Annotated in this window: 23 protein-coding genes; 7 read left to right on the top strand and 16 right to left on the bottom strand. The window is 65.0% G+C overall.

Annotated elements, in window-relative coordinates; genetic code table 11:
* Window position 1: 1 nt before the first annotated feature.
* Both phnH and phnG read right to left on the bottom strand, forming a co-directional pair.
* Window positions 2-613, bottom strand: a complete 612-nt coding sequence (gene phnH / locus ACQR1F_RS03295) for a phosphonate C-P lyase system protein PhnH (protein ID WP_434912517.1) — start codon at window positions 611-613, stop codon at window positions 2-4.
* Entirely contained in the window at window positions 613-1,068 is a 456-nt protein-coding gene (phnG, locus tag ACQR1F_RS03290; RefSeq protein ID WP_434837934.1) for a phosphonate C-P lyase system protein PhnG, read from the bottom strand. The genes phnH and phnG overlap by 1 nt, the downstream gene beginning before the upstream one ends.
* 118 nt (window positions 1,069-1,186) lie before the next feature.
* Here phnG and phnF point away from each other — a divergent pair, with 118 nt between their 5' ends.
* Window positions 1,187-1,912 carry a phosphonate metabolism transcriptional regulator PhnF gene (phnF, locus tag ACQR1F_RS03285; protein ID WP_316179998.1) on the top strand — a complete coding sequence of 242 codons (726 nt, stop codon included), beginning with the start codon at window positions 1,187-1,189 and terminating at the stop codon, window positions 1,910-1,912.
* A gap of 30 nt (window positions 1,913-1,942) precedes the next feature.
* Here the strand turns inward: phnF and ACQR1F_RS03280 are convergent, their stop codons facing one another.
* From ACQR1F_RS03280 to phnC, 9 genes are all read right to left on the bottom strand, one after another.
* Window positions 1,943-2,782: a phosphodiesterase gene (locus ACQR1F_RS03280; RefSeq protein WP_315803636.1), complete on the bottom strand. Its 840-nt coding sequence runs from the start codon at window positions 2,780-2,782 to the stop codon at window positions 1,943-1,945.
* Between the two features lie 7 nt (window positions 2,783-2,789).
* Window positions 2,790-3,842 (bottom strand): ABC transporter ATP-binding protein, encoded by a 1,053-nt coding sequence (locus ACQR1F_RS03275; RefSeq protein ID WP_434912563.1) that lies wholly within the window; start codon window positions 3,840-3,842, stop codon window positions 2,790-2,792.
* 5 nt (window positions 3,843-3,847) lie between these two features.
* Window positions 3,848-4,633 (bottom strand): ABC transporter permease, encoded by a 786-nt coding sequence (locus ACQR1F_RS03270; RefSeq protein WP_434837742.1) that lies wholly within the window; start codon window positions 4,631-4,633, stop codon window positions 3,848-3,850.
* Between the two features lie 4 nt (window positions 4,634-4,637).
* Window positions 4,638-5,453 (bottom strand): ABC transporter permease, encoded by an 816-nt coding sequence (locus tag ACQR1F_RS03265; protein ID WP_315803639.1) that lies wholly within the window; start codon window positions 5,451-5,453, stop codon window positions 4,638-4,640.
* Window positions 5,454-5,505: 52 nt separating this feature from the next.
* Window positions 5,506-6,513 (bottom strand): ABC transporter substrate-binding protein, encoded by a 1,008-nt coding sequence (locus ACQR1F_RS03260; protein ID WP_434837741.1) that lies wholly within the window; start codon window positions 6,511-6,513, stop codon window positions 5,506-5,508.
* 158 nt (window positions 6,514-6,671) lie between these two features.
* A complete protein-coding gene (gene phnE, locus ACQR1F_RS03255) occupies window positions 6,672-7,520 on the bottom strand; it encodes a phosphonate ABC transporter, permease protein PhnE (RefSeq protein ID WP_315803797.1) in 849 nt (282 codons plus the stop codon).
* The gene (gene phnE / locus ACQR1F_RS03250; protein WP_316216980.1) at window positions 7,520-8,404 is read right to left on the bottom strand and encodes a phosphonate ABC transporter, permease protein PhnE; all 885 of its coding nucleotides are present in this window, start codon (window positions 8,402-8,404) and stop codon (window positions 7,520-7,522) included. The genes phnE (ACQR1F_RS03255) and phnE (ACQR1F_RS03250) overlap by 1 nt, the downstream gene beginning before the upstream one ends.
* A 73-nt stretch (window positions 8,405-8,477) precedes the next feature.
* A complete protein-coding gene (gene phnD, locus ACQR1F_RS03245) occupies window positions 8,478-9,407 on the bottom strand; it encodes a phosphonate ABC transporter substrate-binding protein (protein WP_315803642.1) in 930 nt (309 codons plus the stop codon).
* A 71-nt stretch (window positions 9,408-9,478) separates the two neighbouring features.
* Window positions 9,479-10,288 carry a phosphonate ABC transporter ATP-binding protein gene (gene phnC / locus ACQR1F_RS03240; protein WP_316179986.1) on the bottom strand — a complete coding sequence of 270 codons (810 nt, stop codon included), beginning with the start codon at window positions 10,286-10,288 and terminating at the stop codon, window positions 9,479-9,481.
* A gap of 175 nt (window positions 10,289-10,463) precedes the next feature.
* On the opposite strand from phnC, the gene ACQR1F_RS03235 reads away from it, so the two are divergent.
* Genes ACQR1F_RS03235 through ACQR1F_RS03225 form a run of 3 tightly spaced genes read left to right on the top strand, consistent with a single transcriptional unit; the run spans window position 10,464 to window position 13,024 of the window.
* On the top strand, window positions 10,464-11,126 hold the full coding sequence (locus ACQR1F_RS03235; RefSeq protein WP_315803644.1) for a DapH/DapD/GlmU-related protein: 663 nt from the start codon (window positions 10,464-10,466) through the stop codon (window positions 11,124-11,126).
* Window positions 11,123-12,307 (top strand): alpha-D-ribose 1-methylphosphonate 5-triphosphate diphosphatase, encoded by a 1,185-nt coding sequence (locus ACQR1F_RS03230; RefSeq protein ID WP_315803645.1) that lies wholly within the window; start codon window positions 11,123-11,125, stop codon window positions 12,305-12,307. The genes ACQR1F_RS03235 and ACQR1F_RS03230 overlap by 4 nt, the downstream gene beginning before the upstream one ends.
* A gap of 6 nt (window positions 12,308-12,313) precedes the next feature.
* Window positions 12,314-13,024: a DUF1045 domain-containing protein gene (locus tag ACQR1F_RS03225; RefSeq protein WP_434886374.1), complete on the top strand. Its 711-nt coding sequence runs from the start codon at window positions 12,314-12,316 to the stop codon at window positions 13,022-13,024.
* Window positions 13,025-13,100: 76 nt separating this feature from the next.
* On the opposite strand, the gene ACQR1F_RS03220 is transcribed toward ACQR1F_RS03225, so the two are convergent.
* The 5 genes from ACQR1F_RS03220 to ACQR1F_RS03200 are packed head-to-tail and all read right to left on the bottom strand — an operon-like array spanning window position 13,101 to window position 17,571.
* The gene (locus tag ACQR1F_RS03220; RefSeq protein WP_315803647.1) at window positions 13,101-13,856 is read right to left on the bottom strand and encodes an SDR family NAD(P)-dependent oxidoreductase; all 756 of its coding nucleotides are present in this window, start codon (window positions 13,854-13,856) and stop codon (window positions 13,101-13,103) included.
* Window positions 13,857-13,885: 29 nt separating this feature from the next.
* A complete protein-coding gene (locus ACQR1F_RS03215; protein WP_434912516.1) occupies window positions 13,886-14,809 on the bottom strand; it encodes an acetamidase/formamidase family protein in 924 nt (307 codons plus the stop codon).
* A 31-nt stretch (window positions 14,810-14,840) separates the two neighbouring features.
* Complete coding sequence (locus ACQR1F_RS03210) at window positions 14,841-15,707, bottom strand: ABC transporter permease (RefSeq protein ID WP_434912515.1); 867 nt, start codon at window positions 15,705-15,707, stop codon at window positions 14,841-14,843.
* Window positions 15,704-16,528 carry an ABC transporter ATP-binding protein gene (locus ACQR1F_RS03205; protein ID WP_434912514.1) on the bottom strand — a complete coding sequence of 275 codons (825 nt, stop codon included), beginning with the start codon at window positions 16,526-16,528 and terminating at the stop codon, window positions 15,704-15,706. Before ACQR1F_RS03205 ends, ACQR1F_RS03210 begins: the two co-directional genes overlap by 4 nt.
* A complete protein-coding gene (locus ACQR1F_RS03200; protein ID WP_434912513.1) occupies window positions 16,525-17,571 on the bottom strand; it encodes an ABC transporter substrate-binding protein in 1,047 nt (348 codons plus the stop codon). Before ACQR1F_RS03200 ends, ACQR1F_RS03205 begins: the two co-directional genes overlap by 4 nt.
* 586 nt (window positions 17,572-18,157) lie before the next feature.
* On the opposite strand from ACQR1F_RS03200, the gene ACQR1F_RS03195 reads away from it, so the two are divergent.
* The 3 genes from ACQR1F_RS03195 (at window position 18,158) to ACQR1F_RS03185 (ending at window position 20,681) form a co-directional block, all read left to right on the top strand.
* Window positions 18,158-18,712 (top strand): peroxiredoxin, encoded by a 555-nt coding sequence (locus tag ACQR1F_RS03195; protein WP_315713058.1) that lies wholly within the window; start codon window positions 18,158-18,160, stop codon window positions 18,710-18,712.
* Window positions 18,713-18,714: 2 nt separating this feature from the next.
* Entirely contained in the window at window positions 18,715-19,260 is a 546-nt protein-coding gene (locus tag ACQR1F_RS03190) for a carboxymuconolactone decarboxylase family protein (RefSeq protein ID WP_315803651.1), read from the top strand.
* A 503-nt stretch (window positions 19,261-19,763) separates the two neighbouring features.
* On the top strand, window positions 19,764-20,681 hold the full coding sequence (locus tag ACQR1F_RS03185; RefSeq protein ID WP_315803652.1) for a sel1 repeat family protein: 918 nt from the start codon (window positions 19,764-19,766) through the stop codon (window positions 20,679-20,681).
* Window positions 20,682-20,686 lie beyond the last annotated feature (5 nt).

The raw sequence follows: 20,686 nt of genomic DNA, 5'->3' as shown, positions 1-20,686 counted from the left end.
CTCACTCTCCTGCGGAAACGAGCCGGGTCGTTCGCGGGATGGCGACGATGGACGAGCCATCGACCAGCACGACGTCGACACCACGCGGAAACAGCCTCTCATTGATCGACAGCCGCTCGAACAGGTCAGTCGGCGCGACCGTCGCACGGAACGATGTCGTCCCGTCGATGCCCGGACCACGCAGCTCGAACGCCGGACCTCTGGACAAGCTCGGCACCTGCAGGACCAGCGTCGTCGAGCGATCGGGATATTCGGCACTGCCGAGCGCGAATGAAGTCAGATCGGGAAGCGTTTCCGGATCCGCCGCGACCGCAAAGCAGGCGAGCGCCGCGTCGGCGACGATCGGCGCCCCCGTGTGAAACTTGAGCCAGGCGCCGACCTCGGACGTGCCGGCGAGCGAAGCATCAAGCCAGATCGGCGTATCGTGATCGAACAGGGTCAACGCGATCGCGGCGGCACCAGGCATCAACGACGACGGCCGGCCGACATGGCCCTCGACCTGTCGCACGCTTCCCGGACGCGCCATGGCCTCCATGACGATACGGAAGGTGGATTGCGCGGACAGCACATTGTCGGCGAAGCCGGGCTGCAGATCGGAAGCGGCGGCACCCATCAGCCTTCTCCTCGCACCATCGTATAGAAATCGACACGCGTGGCCGCAGCCTGCTCCGCGCGGTCGGCCCGCGATGCACGCATCTGCGCCTGCAACGGTGCGACCACCTGCGTCTCGATCGATCGCACATGGCTTGATGACTGGATCATCGCGTCACACAGCGCGATCAGGCGCGCCTTGTCGGCGTCACGTCCCAGCACATAGCCAAACCCGACCTCGCCGCTCTCGAGCCGCACCGCGGCGCGCGACACCGTCGCCTCGCCGACATTGAACGGCGCACCGTCGCCGCCGATCCGTCCCCGCAGCATCACCAGGCCATTCTCCGCCGGACGAAGATCGCGATACTCAGGCACCGCGAGGTCATTCAGCCTGGCGCGGATGTCCGCATGCGAGGCATGCGCCAATACCCGCATAGCCGCCCTGCGCCGGTCCTGCATCGTGGTCTCGCCGTCCATCGTCATCCCGATCTTGCCGTCTCGAAGTTGTCTATGTTAATAGACAACTTCGTAGCGAAGCGCCATGACTGTTTGATGACATGGGCGTGATTTCAGGCCGGACAGCGGAGAGCCGTGGATGAGCATGCAAGGCGCCGACTCGGGCGTGGCGCTGTGGCGGCGGGTGGCCGACGGCATCGAGCGCGACATCGCCGACGGCCGCTTCGCGGCCGGAACGCGCCTGCCCGGCGAGACCGAAATCGCCGAAACCTATCGCGTCAACCGTCATACGGTGCGTCGCGCGCTCGCGACCTTGGCGGAGCGCGGCCTCGTGCGCGCCGAGCGCGGCAGCGGCACCTATGTCGAAGCGCCTCGTCTGTCATATCCTCTGAGATCGCGCACCAGGTTCTCCGAGATCGTGGGGGCCGGCGGGCGCGAGCCGCGTGGACAGCTGATCGCAGCGTCCGAAGAGCCCGCGACGCGCGAGCTCGCGCGCGAGCTGCGATTGAAGACGGGCGCACCATTGGTGCGGATCGAGGCGCTGCGTCTCGCCGACAAGACGCCGATCTGCGTGAGCACATCCTGGCTGTCGGCCGAGCGTTTCCCCGAGGCCGGCCACATCTTCGCGTCGGTGCGCTCGATGACCGCCTTGCTCGCCCATTACGGCATTCGCGACTATCGCCGCGGCGCGACCAGAATCACGGCGGCGATCGCCGACGCGAGCGACGCCGCGCGGCTCGACCTCGCGCTTGGCCGTCCGGTGCTGGTGGTCGACAGCACCGATGTCGATGCCGACGGGACGCCGCTCGTCAGCAAGCGCTCGCGTTTCGCCGCGGAGCGCGTGACGTTCGAGGTGGAGAGCTAGACCAGACGTCCGCTACTCCCCCGTGCGCGCTCAGTCGATGAGCGAGCCGTCCTGATTGAAGAACGGATGCGGCCCGTCGAAATCGCCGATCGGCACCTGATGGGTGACGACCGTTCCGAAGCCCGGTCCTGGAAACCAGGCATGAAGGTGAAAGGCCGGCGGCTCGACCCGGAAGGATGGCGGGCGCAGCTCGGCCAGATCGAGCGCGACGGCATGGTTCGGCGCTGGACAGATCGTGCAGGGAATGCCCGCAAACCGGGTCAGCGTCGCGCGATGAACGTGACCGCATCCGATCAGTTGCACCCGCGGATGGCGCGCGAGGATCGCCGCGAGATCGTCGGCATTGCGCAGGTTCTGCCGGTCCATGTGCCAGATGCCGGTGGTGAATGGCGGGTGGTGCAGGAACAGCAGGGCCGGCCTTTCGCTGGAGGTGGACAGCCTGGCATCGAGCCATTGTAGACTCGCCTCGTCCAATTCGCCATGCGGATGGCCGGGCACGCTGGAATCGAGCAGAAGCAGATCGAGACCGGCCAGTTCCACATGCTGGTTCAGTGGCGCCGACTGCTCATGAGCAGCGCCGGGAAACGCCGCGCGCATCAGTTCGCGGGAATCGTGATTGCCTGGTACGGCGGCGAATGGAATCTCGAGGCCGGCAAGAAGATCTTTCAGATGATCGTACTCGGCCGGCGACGGCGTATCGGCGAGATCGCCCGAGATCACCACCAGATCGAGCTTCGGCGCGAACCGGTTGAGCTCCATGATGCAACGGGCCAGCGCACGCGCCGTATCGACGCGGCGGTAGGCGAGCCGGCCGGGCGCCTTGATGTGCAGGTCGGAGATCTGGGCAATGGTGACGGGGCTCTTGGTCATCGGCTGATCAACCCTTCTCCGGCAGCAGACGAATGGACCCGGGCGCAATCCGCAGGCCGATCCGCTCGCCCGCAGCGACCCTGATCGTATTCGGCGCGTCCACGGTCAGTGCGATCGAGGCGGCATCGCGGACAACGATCCGCTGCCGGTCGCCGGCAAAGCGGACGCTGTCGACGACGCCGGTCAGACTCGATACCGCGGCGTCGACGATCGCGATCGTTTCCGGCCGAACCATCGCCACCGCCAGGTTGCGTGGACCGGGATCCGCGATCGGCTGCCGGCCTCCCGGCAGAACGAGCTGGCCGCCGTCGAGCGGCGCCTCGATGATGTTGGCCGCGCCGACGAACTCCGCGACGAAACGATCGGCCGGCGCAAAATAGACCTCTTGCGGCGTCCCGATCTGGGCGATCGCGCCCTTGCGCATCACGACGATGCGGTCGCCGAGCTCCATGGCTTCAGCCTGATCATGCGTGACGTAGATCGCCGTGATGCCGAGCGTGCGCAACAGGCCGTTGAGCTCGCCGCGCAGGCGCTCCCGCAAGGCGGCATCGAGTGCGGTGAGCGGCTCGTCGAGCAGCAGCACGCTCGGGCGGATGGCGACTGCGCGCGCCAGCGCGACGCGCTGACGCTGACCGCCCGAGAGCTGATCGATGCGCCGGTCTTCAAGACCGCCCAGATTGGTCAGCGCGACCAGCTCGGCGACGCGCGCGGCGCGCTCCGGCTTGGCCACGCGGCGGATCTTGAGCCCGTAGCCGATATTGTTCGCGACCGTCATGTTGGGGAACAGCGCGTAGGACTGGAACACCATGCCGACATTGCGCTTCTCGATCGGCTGTCGCGTCAGATCCCTGCCGTCGAACAGCACGCGCCCGCCCGCATCGGGCGTTTCGAGCCCGGCCACGATCCGCAGCAGCGTGGTCTTGCCGCAACCGGACGGCCCCAGCAGCACCAGCGTCTCGCTCTGCGCGATGTCGAGCGTGGCGCGCGCGAGCGCGCACGTCCCGTCGGCAAAGGTCTTGCCGCAATTCTCCACCTTGAGGGCGGCTCCATGCCGGGTCATCGTGCTCACCGCAGGCTTCCTCTCTCGCCGACCCATTGCATGGCCACCAGCAGCGGGATGATCATGACGAAGAAGATCAGCGTGTAGGCGGATGCGACCTCGAGCCGCATCGATGCGTAGCTGTCGGCGAGACCGACCGGCAGTGTCTTGGTCAACGGCGTATGCAACATCCAGGTCAGGTTGAACTCTCCAAGAGATAGTGTCACCACCATGAGGCTGCCCGCCAGGATGCCGGGCGCGGCGTTGGGAACGATGACGTCGATGAAGCGGCGCCATGGCGCGGCTCCGACCGATGCGGCGCCTTCGTCGAGCGATGTCACGTCGATCGTCGAGAACACCGCCATGACGGACCGCACCATGAACGGCATCGTGAAGATCACATGGCCGACGAGGATGAACAGCCACGAGCGACGGAAGCTTCCGGCCCCGCCATAGGTGAGCAACAGCGCCAGCGCGATGGCGAGCCCGGGAATCGCGAGCGGCAAGGTGATGATCTCCTCGACCAGCCGCGCCAGCCGTCCGCCGCGAACGTACAGCGCGTAGGCCGCGGGAACACCGACCACGAGCGTGACCGCCAGCGTACCCAGCGCGATCAGGATCGACGCCATGATCGTGCCCGCGTAGAGCTCCCAGACCTGGGCCACCCACTGCAAGGTCACGCCGGACTGAATGCCGCGGAAGTAGTTGACGGTCACACCCGCCACGATCGAAAGGCCGGCCGGCACGGCCAGGAAGGCAGCGACCAGCAATGTGAACAGCAGTTGAAGGATGAAGATGGCTCCGTCGCGCACGTGCCTACCCTGCCGCTGCCACGGAGCTGCCGGCGAAGGAGCGCGCCAGTGCCAGCATCAGCCAGGTCATCAGGCCAAGCCCGACCGAGAGCGCCGCCGAGGTGGCAAGGTTTCCGGCCAGCGTGAACTCCGTGTAGATCAGCATCGGCAACACGTCGATGTTCGTGGCCAAGGTGAATGCCGTTCCGAACGCGCCCATCGCCGTCGCGAACGCGATCGCGCCGGACGCGATCAGCGCCGGCGTCAAGGCCGGCAGGATCACGTCGCGCAGCACGGCCCAGGGGCCGGCGCCGAGCGAGCGCGCGGCCTCCTCCAGGCCCGGATCCAATTTCTGCGCGGCAGCCATGATCGTGAGGATCACCCGCGGAATCGAGAAATAGAGATAGCCGAGGAACAGCCCGTAGATCGAATAGGCGAATACGAGCTTGTCGCCGGTGAGCCGGGACGAGATCTCGCCGATCAGCCCCTGGCGGCCAGCCAAAAGGATGATCATGAAGCCGACCACGACGCCCGGGAACGCGAGCGGAAACGTCAGGATCGCGACCAGGAGCGCGCGGCCGGGAAACCGGTGACGCTGCAGGAACAGGCCGGCGATCGTCGCGATGACCAGGGTCGCGATCGTGGTGGCCGCCGCCAGCGCCAGCGTGTTGAGAAGTGTCGTGCGGTAGCGCGGCTCGAGGATGATCGCGAGATATTCGGCCAGACCGTGCGGTCCCTCGGCGCCGGTGACGAGCAGCCTCGCCATCGGAAGCAGGAAGAAGGCCGCGGTGACGGCTGCCAATGGCAGCAGGCAGAGCCGGACGAATGAACTGTGCGACATGTGATCAAGTGCGCCTCCGCCGGATCCTCTCCGGCGGAGGCGCGGTGCTCCTTCAGCGGACTTCGGACAGATAGCGATCGACGAAGCCCTTTTGCGCGGCTTCCATATCGCCCCAGTTCACGCTCTTGGCGCGGGCGTAGTCGCTGTCCGGCAGGAACTTGTTCTTCACCGCGTCCGGCAGCTCGATCGGTCGCGCCGGGCGCAGATAGGCATTGGTCCAGATCGCCTGGCCCTTGTCGGAGAGCAGATAGTCGATCACCTTCTTCGCCTTGTCCTTGTCGGGTGCGTTCTTCACCAGGCCGACGACGTAGGGGAAGACCACCGAGCCTTCGCAGGGAATCACGAACTCGAAATTGCCCTTCTCGGTATATTTCGCGCGGTAGGCGTTGAAATCGTAGTCGAACAGGATCGGGATCTCGCCCGAGACGACACGCGCGTAGGACGTCTGCTTTGGCACAATCGGATCGTTCTTGCGCAGGTCCTTGAAGAACGTGACGGCAGGTTCGAAATTCGCTTGCGAACCGCCGAGCGCGAGATTGACGGCGACGGCGCCGACATAGCCGACGGCAGCCGAGCTCGGGTCGAGATAGCCGACCAAGCCCTTGTAGTCCGGCTTGAGCAGATCCTTCCAGCAGGCCGGGACCGGCTTGCCGCCAAGCGCATCCTTGTTCACGAACAGGCCGAGCGTACCGGAGTGGATCGTGGTCCAGTAGCCATCCGCATCCTTCAAGCCGGCGGGGACCTGATCCCAGTTCGCCGGCTTGTAGGCCTCGAGCGCGTCCTGCGTCTTCGCCTTCATTCCGAAGGTGACTCCGAAATAGCCGATGTCGCCGACTGGGTTGCTCTTCTCGGCAAGGATCTGCGCCAGCGCCTGGCCGGAGTTCTTGTTGTCGTGCGGAATGTCGTAGCCGAGATCGGTCTTGATCGCCTTGAGCATCGAGGCCCAGTCGGCCCATTCCGGCGGGCAGTTGTAGCAGATGACGTCCGCAGCCTTGGCCGGCTGCCACGATGCGGCGACGCACAGCGCGAGCAGCGCGAGAACGAGGCGGGTGAGCTTCATGAAGATAGACTCCGTATTCCTGGCATCACGGCCAGTTCCGGAGCTTCCCCTAAAGGCGGCACATGAAGGATTTGCGACACCGGGTGCAGCACACACAGCGGACGCCGCACCCTGATCGCTCGTAGGCAAACGATCGCAACCTTCGGATGCCACGCCCTTCAAGCGATGGCGCGGCGGCCGATGATCGCAAAGCGCAGCTTGCCCGAGATCCAGTCGATCGCAGCCACCGCCACAAGGATCATCAGGATCAGGAACGACACCTTCTGCCATTCCAGCACGCGGATCTGCTCGGCGAGTTGCAGCCCGATCCCGCCGGCGCCGACGATGCCGATGATCGTCGCCGAGCGCGTGTTGGATTCGATGAAGTAGAGCACCTGGCCGGCAATCACGGGAAGAACCTGCGGCAGGAGGCCGAAGCGGATCTCATGCAGCGCGCTGCCGCCGGCTGCACGAACGCCCTCGACCTGGCGCCGGTCGGCCCCCTCGATCGCCTCCGAGAACAGCTTGCCCAACGCGCCGAAGTCGGACACGGCAATCGCGAGCACACCGGCGAATGGACCGAGTCCAACGACGTTGATCCAGACCAGCGCCCAGATCAGCGTATCGACGCCGCGGATGCTGTCGAACAGCCGCCGTACCGGAAAGCGGAAGATTGCGGACGGGACGATATTGCGCGCCGCGAGCAGGCTGACGGGCAGCGCGAGCACGGCCGCGAGCATCGTGCCGAGCATGGCAATCGACAGCGTCTCTCCCATCGATTTCAGATAGGTCGGAAGCGACGCGCCGGGATCCGGCGGCAGCATCATCAGGGTGATCCAACCGAGTTGACTGATGCCCGTCAACAGCCTCGTCGGCGAGAAGCCGAGCTCGACGAGGCCGAACACGAAGATCCCCATCGCGGCAACCGCCACCAGCGGCGTCGCCAGACGGGCGGACGCTGGCCGCTCGAACACGCCTGGGTATCGCGATCGCAGCGCGGCGGTATCGATCTCGTCCAGCTTTCGCATCATGCCCGGCCTTCGCTGCCGAAGAGACGGCTGCGCAGCAGCCCCGTGCCAATGTCGATGACAAACACCGTCAAGATGATCAGAACGAGGATCGCGCTGACGTCGGAATAGTAGAACTTGCGGATCGCGACGACAAGCTCCTGGCCGATGCCACCCGCACCGACGAAGCCCATCACCGACGCCTCGCGGACGTTGATCTCGAACCGCAGCAACGTGTAGCTCGTGTAGCCTGCGACGACCTGTGGCAGGACGGCAAAGCGCATGCAGGACAGCCAGCCGGCACCGGTCGCGCGGACTCCCTCGACCGGCTTCATGTCGACGTTTTCGACGACCTCCGAAAACAGCTTGCCGAGCGCACCGCAGGAGTGGATCGCGATGGCGAATACGCCGGCCATTGGCCCCAATCCGAAGGCCATGACAAAAATCAGAGCGAACACGATGCCCGGCACCGTGCGGGCAAACTCGAGCAGGCGCCGGACCGCGAAGCGCAGCCAGGATGCAGGAGAGGTGTTCTCGGCCGCGAGGAAATTCAATGCAAACGCCAGGACGGCGCCGAGCATGGTTCCGACATAGCTGATCAGGATCGTCTCACCGAGAAGCCGCGTCCATTTGCGCAGGCCCCAGAGCCATTCCGGCAGGTTGGTCCACACGCGGTGTCCGTCGTCGAGCGTGAAGAGCCGGTCGAAATAGCTGAGGAAGTTGCCGAGATAGGTGACGAGCGTTCGGAGGTTGACCTCCGAACCGATGGCTGAAACGAACAGCACGAGGCCGGACGCAACCAGCACGACGACGGCACGCAGACGCTTGCGCGCCACCGCTTTGCGGTAGGCGCGCTGCAAAGGTTCGAGCTGCTGTTCAGGCAGGATGGCGACGGCTGACGACATGTTTGTCGGTGCAAAGCGCAAATAGGCCGGCGGGGCTTCGATGACGCGGTCCCCCGCCGGCCCGGTGCAACGCTTACGAGCCCTTCTTGCGGAGAGAGTCAACGAATTTGATCAGCTCGACAGTCTTGTTGTAGTCCTCCGTCGAGATCGCCTCCCACGGCTTGTTCTTGCCGTCGGACAGCTTGGCGAAGGCTTCCGGATCCTTCTTCGCCGCGTCGAGGAAGGCCTGCTTGATTGCGGCCTTCATGTCGGTGGGCAGGTCGCTGAGATAGGCGTAGGGCGAGTTGATGATCATGTCCGACTTGCCGATGATGCGGAAATCTTCCTTCTTCAGCGGCGTGCCGTCGGCCGACTTCACCATGTTCTTGGTGAGCATGCGGGTCAGGTTGGAGTCATCTCCGTTGTTCCACCAGTTTGCGGCGACGTCGACGGTTCCCTGCGCCAGGGCAAGCACGGCGTTCTCGTGGCTGCCCGTAAAGATGACCTGGGAGAAATAGGTGTCGGGGTCGATGCCCATCTGGCTCATCTTGAAGCGCGGCATGTTGTTGCCAGAGGTCGAGTTCGGGTCCACCAGGCCGAGATTCTTGCCCTTCAGATCCTCGAGCTTCTGGTACGGGCTCTTGGCGAGCACGTAGAACACTGAATAATAGCCCTTCGAGCCGTCCGAGTTGACGTCGATCACGAAAGCGTCCGTCTTGACGCCCGTCACGCGCGCGCGGGCGAAGGAGGCCGGACCATAATAGCCGATGTGAATGTTGCCGGCGCGCTGGCCCTCGATGACCGCGGCGTAGTCATTGGCGACGCGCAGCGTCACCTTGACGCCGAGCTCCTTGGAAAGATAGTTCACGAACGGCGTGTAACGCTCGACGACACCCGAGCCGTTTTCGGCCGGGATCGCGGCAAAGGTGATCTCCGGATATTTGGTTCGCCAGTCCTCGGCCGAGGCGGACGAAGCGAACGACAGAGCGGCCAAACCGGCCAGAATGAGACGACGATTGATCATGGAACGTCCTTCAAGTTTCAGGGGACGATGTCAGGATTGACACGACAGATGCGCCCGCAGCACGCAGGCAATCAGGCGACGGCAACTTTGCCGACAGCCGGAACGGATTCGGGAGCTTTGGGCATTGCCGGCGGCATCACCTCGTCGGCCTCCAGATCGTACAGCTCGCGCGCGATCTGGCCGGTGAGCGCCGCCGGCAGATCGTCGAACACGACCCGACCATTCGCCATTCCGATCAATCGGTCGCAATAGCTGCGCGCCAGATCGAGCGAGTGCAGATTGCAGATCACGGTGATACCGAAATGCTTGTTGATGCGCAGCAGCGCGTCCATGACGATCTTGGTGTTGCGCGGATCGAGCGAGGCGATCGGCTCATCGGCCAAGATGATTTCCGGATTCTGGACCAGCGCGCGCGCGATCGCAACGCGCTGCTGCTGCCCGCCCGAAAGCTGATCGGCGCGCTGCGCGGCGAGGGAGGCCATGTCGAACTGCTCGAGCGCGGACAGCGCCATGGCAACATCCGCCGCCGGCCAGAGCTGCGCCAGAGAGCGCCACGACGGGATTTCGGCGAGTCGCCCCATCAGGACGTTCGTGAGCACGTCCAATCGGCCCACCAGATTGAACTGCTGGAAGATCATCGCCGAGCGCGCGCGCCACTGCCGCAGGTCGCGGCCGCGCAGCGCCGTCACATCGAGATCCTTGAAGAGAATGCGGCCGCCGCTCACAGGACTCAGGCGATTGATGGACCGCAGCAGGGTCGACTTGCCCGCGCCGGAACGCCCGATCACGCCGACGAAGCTGCCGGGTGCAACAGAGAAGGACGCATTGTCGACCGCGGCTTTCATGCCAAAACGGCACGTCAGGCCATCCACCACCAGCATTGAATTCTCCAGACGCCTCGCTTTGGCCTATCGCTAACGTCTGGATTCTACAGTTATGTGACAGCAACACTGCGGCGCCACATCCGTCCACATGCCGGTCGGTAGTCATGTAGATGTCACGCCTCTGTCATAGGGGAGACCCAACACCTTCACAGGCGTAGAGACAGGACGCGAGATGGCCGGCAAGCTGCTTTCGATTGAACCTACCGTTGACCCTTCGGCCAAGCTCCAGGACGTGACGCTCGGCGCCTATTGCGAGATAGGCGCCCGCACCATCCTGCAGGAGGTGACGATGGGCGACTACTCCTACGTGGTCAACGATTCCCAGATCACCTACACGACGGTCGGCAAGTTCTGCTCGATCGCGGCGATGACCCGGATCAACCCGGGCAACCACCCGATGCAGCGGGCGACGCAGGCCCATTTCACCTATCGCGCCAGCGCCTATTTTCCAGGCGAGCCCGACGATGCCGAGTTCTTCGCCTGGCGGCGAGAGCATCATGTCCGGATCGGACACGACGTCTGGATCGGCCATGGCGCGATCGTGCTGCCGGGCCGCAACATCGGCACCGGCGCGGTCGTGGCGGCTGGCGCCATCGTCACCAAGGACGTTCCGGCCTATACGATCGTCGCCGGCAATCCGGCGCGCCCGGTCAAGCGCCGGTTTCCGCGCGAGGTCGAGCAGCGGCTGCTCGATCTGGCGTGGTGGGATTGGAAGCACGAGGCGCTGCGCGCGGCGCTGCCCGATTTCCGCAAGCTCGAGATCACCGCGTTCCTGGATAAATACGAGGCCGCTCTCGACGCCCGCGTCCCGGTACGGCAGAGTGCCGCCCCATGACCGATATCTCAATCTCGCGGGGCCGCTGCCTCGTCGACACCGAGCTCGTGGACACCTCCTTGATCATATCCGGCGACGTCATCGCCGGCATCGGGACACCGGGGTGCCGGTCGGGTCTCGAACTCGATGCGGAGGGGCTCACCGTGCTCCCCGGCATCGTCGACATCCACGGCGATGCGTTCGAGCGCCAGATGATGCCGCGCGCCGGGGTCGATTTCCCGACCGACGTCGCGCTGATCGACAGCGACCGCCAGGCCGTCAGCAATGGCATCACCACGGTCTTCCACGCAACGACCTGGTCATGGGAGCCGGGCCTGCGCAGCGCCGACAATGCGCGGCGGCTGCTCGAATCGATCGAAGCGCTGCGCCCGCAGCTCGCGGCCGACACGCGCTTTCATCTGCGCCACGAGACCTTCAATCTCGACGACGAGGAGGAAATCGGCCAGTGGCTCGCCGATCGGCGCGTCGACCTGTTCGCCTTCAACGATCACATGGACTCGACGGTCGCGAGCCTGGACACGCCGCACAAGCGCCAGCGCATGGTCGACCGCACCGGCCTGCCCGGCGCGGAGTTCGACCGGCTGGTCGCGCGCATCGCCTCTCGCGCGGATGCCGTTCCAGCCTCGATCGCGCGGCTGGCCGACATCGCACGCAAGGCTGGCGTCCGCATGCTGTCGCACGACGACGACAGCCCGGCCATGCGCAAGGCGTTTCGCAGCCAGGGCGTGACCATCGCGGAATTTCCGGTCAATGAGGAGACTGCGCGCGAGGCCGCTCAGGGCGGAGACGCGATCGTCTTCGGCGCGCCCAACGTCGTTCGGGGCGGCAGCCATACCGGGTGGACGCGAGCCAGCGACATGATCGCCAAGGGCCTCTGCTCGGTGCTGGCCTCCGACTACTACTATCCAGCGCCGCTGCTGGCGGCGTATCGGCTCGCGGCCGACGGCGTTCTGCCGCTGGCACGCGCCTGGGATCTGATCTCGGGCGGCCCCGCACGCGCGGCCGGACTGGCGGACCGCGGGACGCTGGCCGAAGGCCGCCGCGCCGACGTCATTCTGGTCGATGACCGCGTGCCGTTGCGCCCCCGCGTCGTCGCCGTCATCGCGTCCGGCCGGCTGGTCTATCTGGCCGAGACCCATCGGCTGAACGCAGTGCCCGTGCGCACCATCGCGGCGGAGTAGCAGATCATGGTCGATGCGCCCCGCTACGCGATCTACTACGCCCCGGCGGCGACGACGGGCTTGGCCGGATTCGGCGCGAGCCTGCTGGGTTACGACGCCTGGAGCGGCGACGAGCCGAGCTTTCCGGAAGAAGTCGTTCGCGCGGTTCCCGACTGGGCCGAGCTGAGCGCGGACCCGCGCAAATATGGCTTCCACGCCACTTTGAAGGCGCCGTTCGAACTGGCCGATGCGCAGAGCGAAGCCTCGCTCCGCGACGCCTGTGCGGAGTTCGCGGCAAGGCCGCGCGCCATTCCGATCATTCGTCCCATCGTGGACTCGATCAGCGGCTTCGTCGCGATGATCCCTGGCGAGCCCTCGCCGGCGATGCAACAGCTCGCAGCCGATTGTGTCCGGACGTTCGAGCCGTTTCGCGCGCCGATGACCGCCGAGGACCGTGCACGGCGCAAGCCGGACCTGCTGACACCACGACAGCGCGATCATCTCGATCGCTGGGGCTATCCCTATGTCATGGAGGATTTCCGCTTCCACATGACGCTGACCTGCCGGCTGTCGGACGAACGACGCCGGCCGATCCTGACGATGATGCAGCAGAGATTTGCGGCGCTGTCGCTGACAGAGCTCCGGATCGACCGGATCGTGTTGTTCCGCCAGCCCAACGCCCGCCAGCGGTTCGGCATCATCGGAGACTGGCCGCTCACGGCCGTCCAGCGCATCTAGGGACGTCGGTTCGGCATGGCCGCATGGTGCGGCCGCGCCTGCCGGTCGAACAGCGCGACCGGCAATCTCGTCGGACCTACACCGCCTTCGTCAGGGCGCCATCGATGATCAGATTGGTTCCCGAAATGCGGCTTGCGAGCGGGCTTGCGAGCATCACGACGCCGTAGGCCACCTCCTGGGCTGTTCCCATGCGCCCCGTCGGATTCAAGCCCATTGCGGTCTTGAACAGGTCAGGCGATCCATTCTCGATGTTCTGCCAGATGCCGCCCTCGAAATAGGTGTTGCCCGGCGACACCGCGTTGACGCGAATGCCTTTGCCGACCAGTTGATGCGCGAGGCCCTTGGCGTAATGGATCAGCGCGCCCTTGATCGCGCCATAGGATCCGGCGGCGAAATCGACTTCAAAGCCCGACACGCTGGAGATGATGACGATCGAGGCCGACTTCGACTGCTCCAGGTAAGGAATGGCTGCCGCGATCGCGTTGACCGTATGCATCATGTCGGTGCGAAAGGACTTCTCCCAGGTCTCCGGAGAGTCGCCCACGGCGAGCGCACTGACGTTGCAGACCACGCAATCGATTCCGCCCAGCTCCCTTGCCGCGCCGTCGACCCAGCCCTTCAGCGCCACGGGATCGGCGACGTCGACGCCCTGCCCCCACGCCTTCACGCCTTTCGACGCAAGTGTCGTCACGACCTTGCCGACTGCGTCGCCGTCGCGCGCACAGATCGCGACACCGGCGCCTTCCTCGGCGAACAATTCCGCGATCGCAAGGCCAATACCCTTGCTGCCGCCCGTCACCAGCACGCTCTGGCCGGCCAATCCCAGATCCATGATCGTCTCCTTTCAATCAGTTTCGGTTTTCAACCGTGATAGCCGGCGAGCAGAGCCTTGTTGACCTTGCAGATGTAGGTGTATTTCGGATTGACCACCTGGGTGCAGCGCGCCTCGGCGACCTGGCCGAGCAGCATGTAGGCCTCCGGCGCCGGAATCCTCCAATCGTCCTCCAGCCAGTTGATCATCTCCTCGAACGCGATCCGCATCGCGTCCTCGAGCGGGCGCGCGCAGCCCAGCGTGCAGATGTGCGTCGGCGTCTCGATTCGCGGATGGTTCAGCCGCGCCGGCGCCTTGTCCAACGACACCTTCACGGTGAGGTTCGCGGCGATCTCGATCGCGCCCATGCCGTTGGCTTCGCCGTCGCCCTGGATGGCGTGGCAATCGCCGAGGAAAAGATGCGCGCCGTCCTTGTTGACGCGGAAGAACACCGAGTTGCCGGAGGTGATCTCCTGAACGTCGAGATTGCCACCATGCGGCCCGTTGTCCACCGTCAGCACCGCGCCATGCACCGGCGCGACCCCGGCAACGCCGATCATCGGCCGGACCGGAAGCTTCACATGCTCGTTCCACAGCACGTGGCCGTCCTCGACCGCGACGACGCGGGTCTGGATGCCGAACTCCTTGCGCCGGCCCCAGTCCGGAAACATGCCGATGCCCGGCCACAGCGCGGTGAAGCCGAGCCGGTCGAGCTCCATGTCAATGATGTCGAGCCGCAACATGTCGCCAGGCTTGGCGCCGCGCACCTCGATCGGGCCAGTCGCACCGTTGACGTAGGGCAGCGTCACGTCGCTCTCGACCAGTTGCTGGCCGAGCGCGCGGATGGTTCCGTCGTTGACATTGATCGCGCATTCGACGACGAAGATCTCACCGGGATCGACGGTCGCGATGAACTCATTGTCGCCCGACAGCGCGTATTTGATGTTGCCGGCCTTGCCGATGCGCTTTGACATGATCACTCCTGCTATCTCCAACGTCGTTGCATCATCGCGGCTGCCGCCGCCACGGCATCAGCAGCCGCTCGATCTTGCCGACCGCAAACGTCAGAACCAGCGCCAGCGCGATCGTCGCAACCAGCGCGGCGAACACCTTCGGAATGATGTAGAGCGACCCGGCCTTGAAGATGGCGTGCCCCAGCCCTTCGGAGGAGGACATGAACTCGCCGACGATCGCGCCGATCAGGGCAAAGCCGACGGTGAGCTTCAGCCCCGCGAAGATGTCCGTCAGCGACGCCGGCACCACCAGCTTGCGGAAGATCTGGAACTTGGACGCGCCGAGAGTGCGGAACAAATTGATCTGGTCGGGATCGACGCCGGTGGCACCCTTGTACGAGGTCACCAGCGCGACGATCACGACCGACAAAGTCGACATCGCGACCTTCGAGATCAGCCCGGTGCCGAACCAGATGATGATGATCGGCGCGAGCGCGATGATCGGAATCGAGCCGAGCGCAATCACGAACGGCTCGACCACGCGCGAGACGAAGCGCGAATACCACAGCGACAGTCCGATCAATGTGCCGATGCAGTTGCCGACGAAGAAGCCGAGCAGCGTCTCCAGCCCGGTGACGGAGCTGTCGCGCCACAGGCTGCCGTCATAGGCCATCTGCGAGAGAAACTTGAGGATGGCGGACGGCGAGCCGAACATGAAGGCGGCGGCCTTGTTCTGCCCGGTCGCATATTCCCAGAAGGCGAGGAAGGCCGCCAGGACGAGAAGCTGGGTGACGAGCACGGCAAGCGTGGTGCGCAGGCGCAGCCATCGACGACCCGATGGCGGGGCGCGGACGGTCCGGTCGTTCGAGGCCGGCGTCGCGGCCGAGTGGACCGGCGCAGCGTCGATGTCGGCGGTCATTGCAGCACCACGTCGAGATCGGCCCAGATGCTGCGGACGTAGTCGCTGAAGCCCGGCGTCTGCCGCACCGAGATCACGTCGCGGCGCGCGCTGCCGAGCGCGATGTCGTAGACCGCCTTGATCTGCGTCGGCCGCTTCGACAGCACGATCACCCGGTCGGCAAGCGACACCGCCTCCTCGATGTCGTGGGTGATCAGCAGCAGCGAGCGGCGCCCCTCCCTGACCAGTCCCATCGTGTCGTTCTCGATCAGGAGCTTGCTCTGGAAATCCAGTGCGGCGAACGGCTCGTCCAGCAGCAGCACGTCGGGCTCATTGACGAGCGTGCGCGCGAGCGCCACCCGCTGGCGCATGCCGCCGGACAAGGTCGACGGATAATGATCGGCAAAGCCGTGCAGCCCGAGCTGGTCGAGCAAGGCGCGGCAGCGATTCTCCGCTTCGGCGGCCGGAACGCCACGGATCTCGAGGCCCAGCATGGTGTTGCCGAGCGCCGTCCGCCACGGCAGCAGCAGATCCTTCTGCAACATGTAGCCGACATTCTGCGGCTGGCCGGCGACCTCGCGGCCATGCCAGCGAATGTGTCCGGCATCCGGCGTCAACAATCCGCACAGCGTGTTCAGGAGCGTCGTCTTCCCGCAGCCGGAAGGCCCGACGATGCTGACGATCTCCCCCTCTCTCAACGTCAGGCTGAGATCGCCGATGACCGGCACCGCACGGCCGCTGTCGAGCTCGTAGCTCTTGGCCACGTGCTCGACCACGAGCGGTGGGGCGGACGCTGCGACGGCGCCCGGCACTGCCGGTATGATGCCGGTCACCTCGGTCATTTGAGGCTGGCGATGGCCTTCTCCGCAAAGGAGTTGTCGATGATCTGGTCGAACGGCACCGTGCCCTTGGCGTTGCCGAGATAGACCTGCATCTCCATCAAATTCGCCCACTGGTCCGTCTTGGTCATCACCGACTGCGCCGGAATGAGATATTTCAGCTCGGCGTCGATCGCCTTGTCGACGACCTCGCCGGGCAGGTCCGGGAACTCCTTGCGTGCGACTTCCTTGGAGAAAGCGGGGTCGGCGTAGGTCTTGCGCGAGGCTTCCTCGAACGAGGTCACCAGCGCCTGCACCATCTCGGGATCCTTCTGGATCGTGGTCGGCAGCACCATGATCCCCGTATTGCAGAACGGACCGATGTAGTTCGAGAAGTCGAACACCACCTTGGCGCCCTGCGCCTCCGCCGCGGCGACGCTGGGCTGATAGGCGATCGCGATGTCGGCCTGGCCCGCCAGCATCGCGGCGATTTCGGTGCCGGGGTTGACGGGGACGATGGTCGCATCGACGCCGACCTTCAGTCCCGCTTTCTCCAGAAGGCGCTTCGCCACGCTGTAGTTGGTGTTCGGCTCGGGCGAGGTCACGATCTTGAGGCCCTTGAACGCTTTGGGATCGGTGATCGGCTCGAGTGTCTTGGAGACGCCGAAATAGTGCGCCCTCTGCACCACCGTCCCGACCACCACGCCAGGACCGCCGTTCTCGCGCGAGATCTGTGCCATGGTCGCGTCGCCGATGGCAAAATCAGCCGAGCCGCCGAGCACTGCGGCGAAGGTCTGGGTGTCGCCGCCGGCGGCGCTCACCTGCATGTCCAGACCGTTCTTCTTGAATATCCCGGCGTGCATGCCGACGTAGAGATTGATGTAGCCGAGATTGTGCACGGCCTCGCTGAAGCGCACCGTCTTCAGGCCCGCCGCCGTCGCGCTCCTGGCTCCGAGCAGCGAGGATGCTCCCCATCCTGCCGCGAGCGCGGCTGAGGTCGCCAGAAATCGTCGTCGGTCGATCGACAGGCTCGCGCTAGCATTTGATGCCGAGACAGTTTCGCTCATGGTGATGAACTCCTCCCAGGCCAATGAAAATCTGAGAGGAGACTATGGTCGGGTCGTCGTGCAGCAAGGCGAAATAACAGACGCGATTTGCTGAAAAGCTGACAACACTGTGCGCTGTGCGACACCTTGCGCCGTGCCGCGCCGTGATCTGCCGACGGCTTGTCGCCTTGCTGCCGCTTCAGGAGTCGCCGTGGTCAAACGTGCATCGCAACAAAGGCGATAATGTCAATTTTGCCACTTGGGCCGCACAAAGAAATTGCACGTCGGCCGCCGGCTCGACCGTCAATACGAGGTCGCGCGGCGCCCAGACCAGGCGGGACGTCAACCTCCTGTTGCCGAGACAACGATGCGTGCCCTCCGGCTGCCGCCGCTCAATGTCGGACCACCATGTCGCGAAGCCGACGTTCGAAACCGCCCAAGCGGGCGGCATCTGCAAGCTCCCCGCCGCACGTCCTCGCATTTGCAGCATGGCGCCGCCGAGTGCCGGATTTTCGACAATCCCCTGATACTAAAAACGAATGGCATATCGCTTGCAATGCACAATGCGCCTCGCTATTGCAGTGCAATAATTTTCTTGGAGTGCAAAATGCTCGGAATTGGAAGCAAGCTGCCATCGTTTGAAATCGTCGGCGTGAAACCCGGCTTTCATCTGCAGGAGGAGAAGGGCGAGAGCGCCTTCGAGACCCTGACCGAGACCAGCTTCCCTGGAAAGTGGAAGATCATCTTCTTCTATCCGAAGGATTTCACTTTCGTCTGTCCGACCGAGATTGCCGAGTTCGCGCGCCTGGCGAAGGACTTCGCGGACCGCGATGCCGTGGTGCTCGGCGGCTCGACCGACAACGAGTTCTGCAAGCTCGCCTGGCGCCGCGACCACAAGGATCTGCACAAGCTGCCGATCTGGCAGTTCGCCGACACCAAGGGCGCATTGGTCGACGGCCTCGGCGTTCGTTCGCCGGATGGCGTCGCCTACCGCTACACCTTCATCGTCGATCCCGACAACACCATCCAGCACGTCTATGCGACCAACCTCAATGTCGGCCGCGCTCCGAAGGATACGCTGCGCGTGCTCGACGCGCTGCAGACCGACGAGCTCTGCCCGTGCAATCGCGAAGTCGGCGGCGAGACCCTGAAGGTCGCCTGATCATGTCGATCGAGCAGTTGAAGGACCAGATCCCGGACTTCGCCAAGGATGTCAGGCTCAATCTGTCATCCATGGCGTCCGACGAGACGCTGTCGCCGCAGGCCAAATATGGCCTGTTCGTCGCCTGCGCGATTGCGACTCGCAATCCGAGCGTCGTTGCGGCCTTCGAATCGGTTGCGGCCACACAGCTGTCGCCCGCCGCTTTGGCGGCGGCGAAATCGGCCGCCGCGATCATGGCCATGAACAACGTCTACTACCGCTTCGTGCACCTTGCCTCGAACAAGGAGTACGCGACGATGCCGGCCCGGCTGCGGATGAACGTCATCGCCAACCCAGGCATCGACAAGGCCGATTTCGAGCTGTGGTCGCTCGCGGTGTCCGCCATCAACGGCTGCGGCACCTGCATCGATTCGCATGAGAAGGTCCTGCAGGATGCGGGCGTGCCCGCGGCCACGATCCAGACCGCCGTCCGCTTTGCCGCCATCATCCAGTCGGTTGCCGTTGCGATCGAAGCCGCTTGTGTGTCCGTCGCGCTGGCGGCGGAGTAAAAATCGATCGGATATGTGAATGCGGCCGGCATTGTCCGGCCGCATTTGTTTTTCCCCACCTCTCGCCTAAGTTGCAGAATTTCCTGGCGCGCCTGCAACTCCTCGGCCCGCTAAGCCCCTGACCTCGCGGCAAAGTCGAGAGGATTGCGGCATCCAGATACTCCACCCGATCTTTCTGCAAAGCGCAGAACTCGCCCCCGGTCTCGCGCATCGCGAGCAATCACCGATGCGGCGCGCCGGGAAATTTCCATCAAATAGCCTTACCTGCTCACCCTTCCCGACAAGAACATTGATCAGCTTAGGGACCAAGCAACATCGATTGTGACCAGGGCGCGCGAAAACAATGGCGTGCATGTCGGAAGGAAACCGGACCTGTCGGTCTCGACGGAAGCGTTGATGCAATGTCCCCGATGTCGCATCATGTGCGCTTCGGTTGGACCGCGCGCGCCCGACGTCCTGAAGCTATCTCCCACGACCCGTTCGTCGGAGACAGGAGGCTAGTGATGAGTGCTCCAGATCAGAACGATCCGGCGAAGCCAGCGCCGCCCTGGGCGAGCGAAGAGCTCCGCAGATATGCGCCGCGCCGCCGCCAGACGGAGGCCGGCCCGACGACGTTCGATCCGCCTGCCGACGGCGTGCCCCTGCCGCATCATCTGGTGTCCCGGCCAAGCTCCCTGCCGGCGCGGCCGGCGGCCCTTGACCTCGACGATGAGGAGGTGCATCGCGCCTGGAGCGCGAAGCTCGATCCCGTCGTGATGCCGCTGCCGCCGGAGGATCCGGACAAATCGTTCCGGCTGGGCAGCATCATCAAGATCGGTGCCGCCGTCGGCATCGCGGCCTCCATCGCCATGATGGTGGTCAACATGGTCTCCTTCGAGAATGGCGGGCCGACACCGGGCAGCAAGAGCCCGATCATGCCGACCGCCGTGCTGGAAAGCCTGGCCCAGATCGATCCCGCGGAAGCCAAGGTTGCCCAGGAAGATCCCCCGCAGACGGTCGCCGCGCTCGCGGCTCCCAGCAGTACAGAACTGGCGATGCGGCCATGGCCCTCGACGCCGACGTCGCCAGCGCCGGCCGCCGCAGCGCCGGCGGTCTCCCCTCCCTCCCCTGCGCTGCCGATGGCCTCGCCCCGCCCGACCGTTCCGCTGCCGCGAGACGAGGTCGACGGGCTGATGAAGCGCGGACGCGACCTGCTCGCCGCGGGCGACGTCGCCAGCGCGCGGCTGATTCTGACGCGGCTTTCCGACGCCGGCATTGCGGACGCTTCCCTCCTGCTCGCGCGCACCTACGACCCGGCCGAACTGACGAAATCACGGTTGCTCGGTGCCGTTCCCGACGCAGCCAAGGCGCGGGCCTGGTATCTCAGGGCTGCGGAGCAAGGATCGCCGGAAGCCAGCCGACGCATCTCGGCTGCACGCTAACGCAT

Origin of the sequence: Bradyrhizobium sp. HKCCYLS3013 (genome assembly GCF_051167615.1) — a bacterium.
Lineage (GTDB): Bacteria > Pseudomonadota > Alphaproteobacteria > Rhizobiales > Xanthobacteraceae > Bradyrhizobium.
The sequence above is the reverse complement of the archived record's forward strand: the minus strand, read 5'-3'. Positions and strand labels throughout refer to the sequence as shown.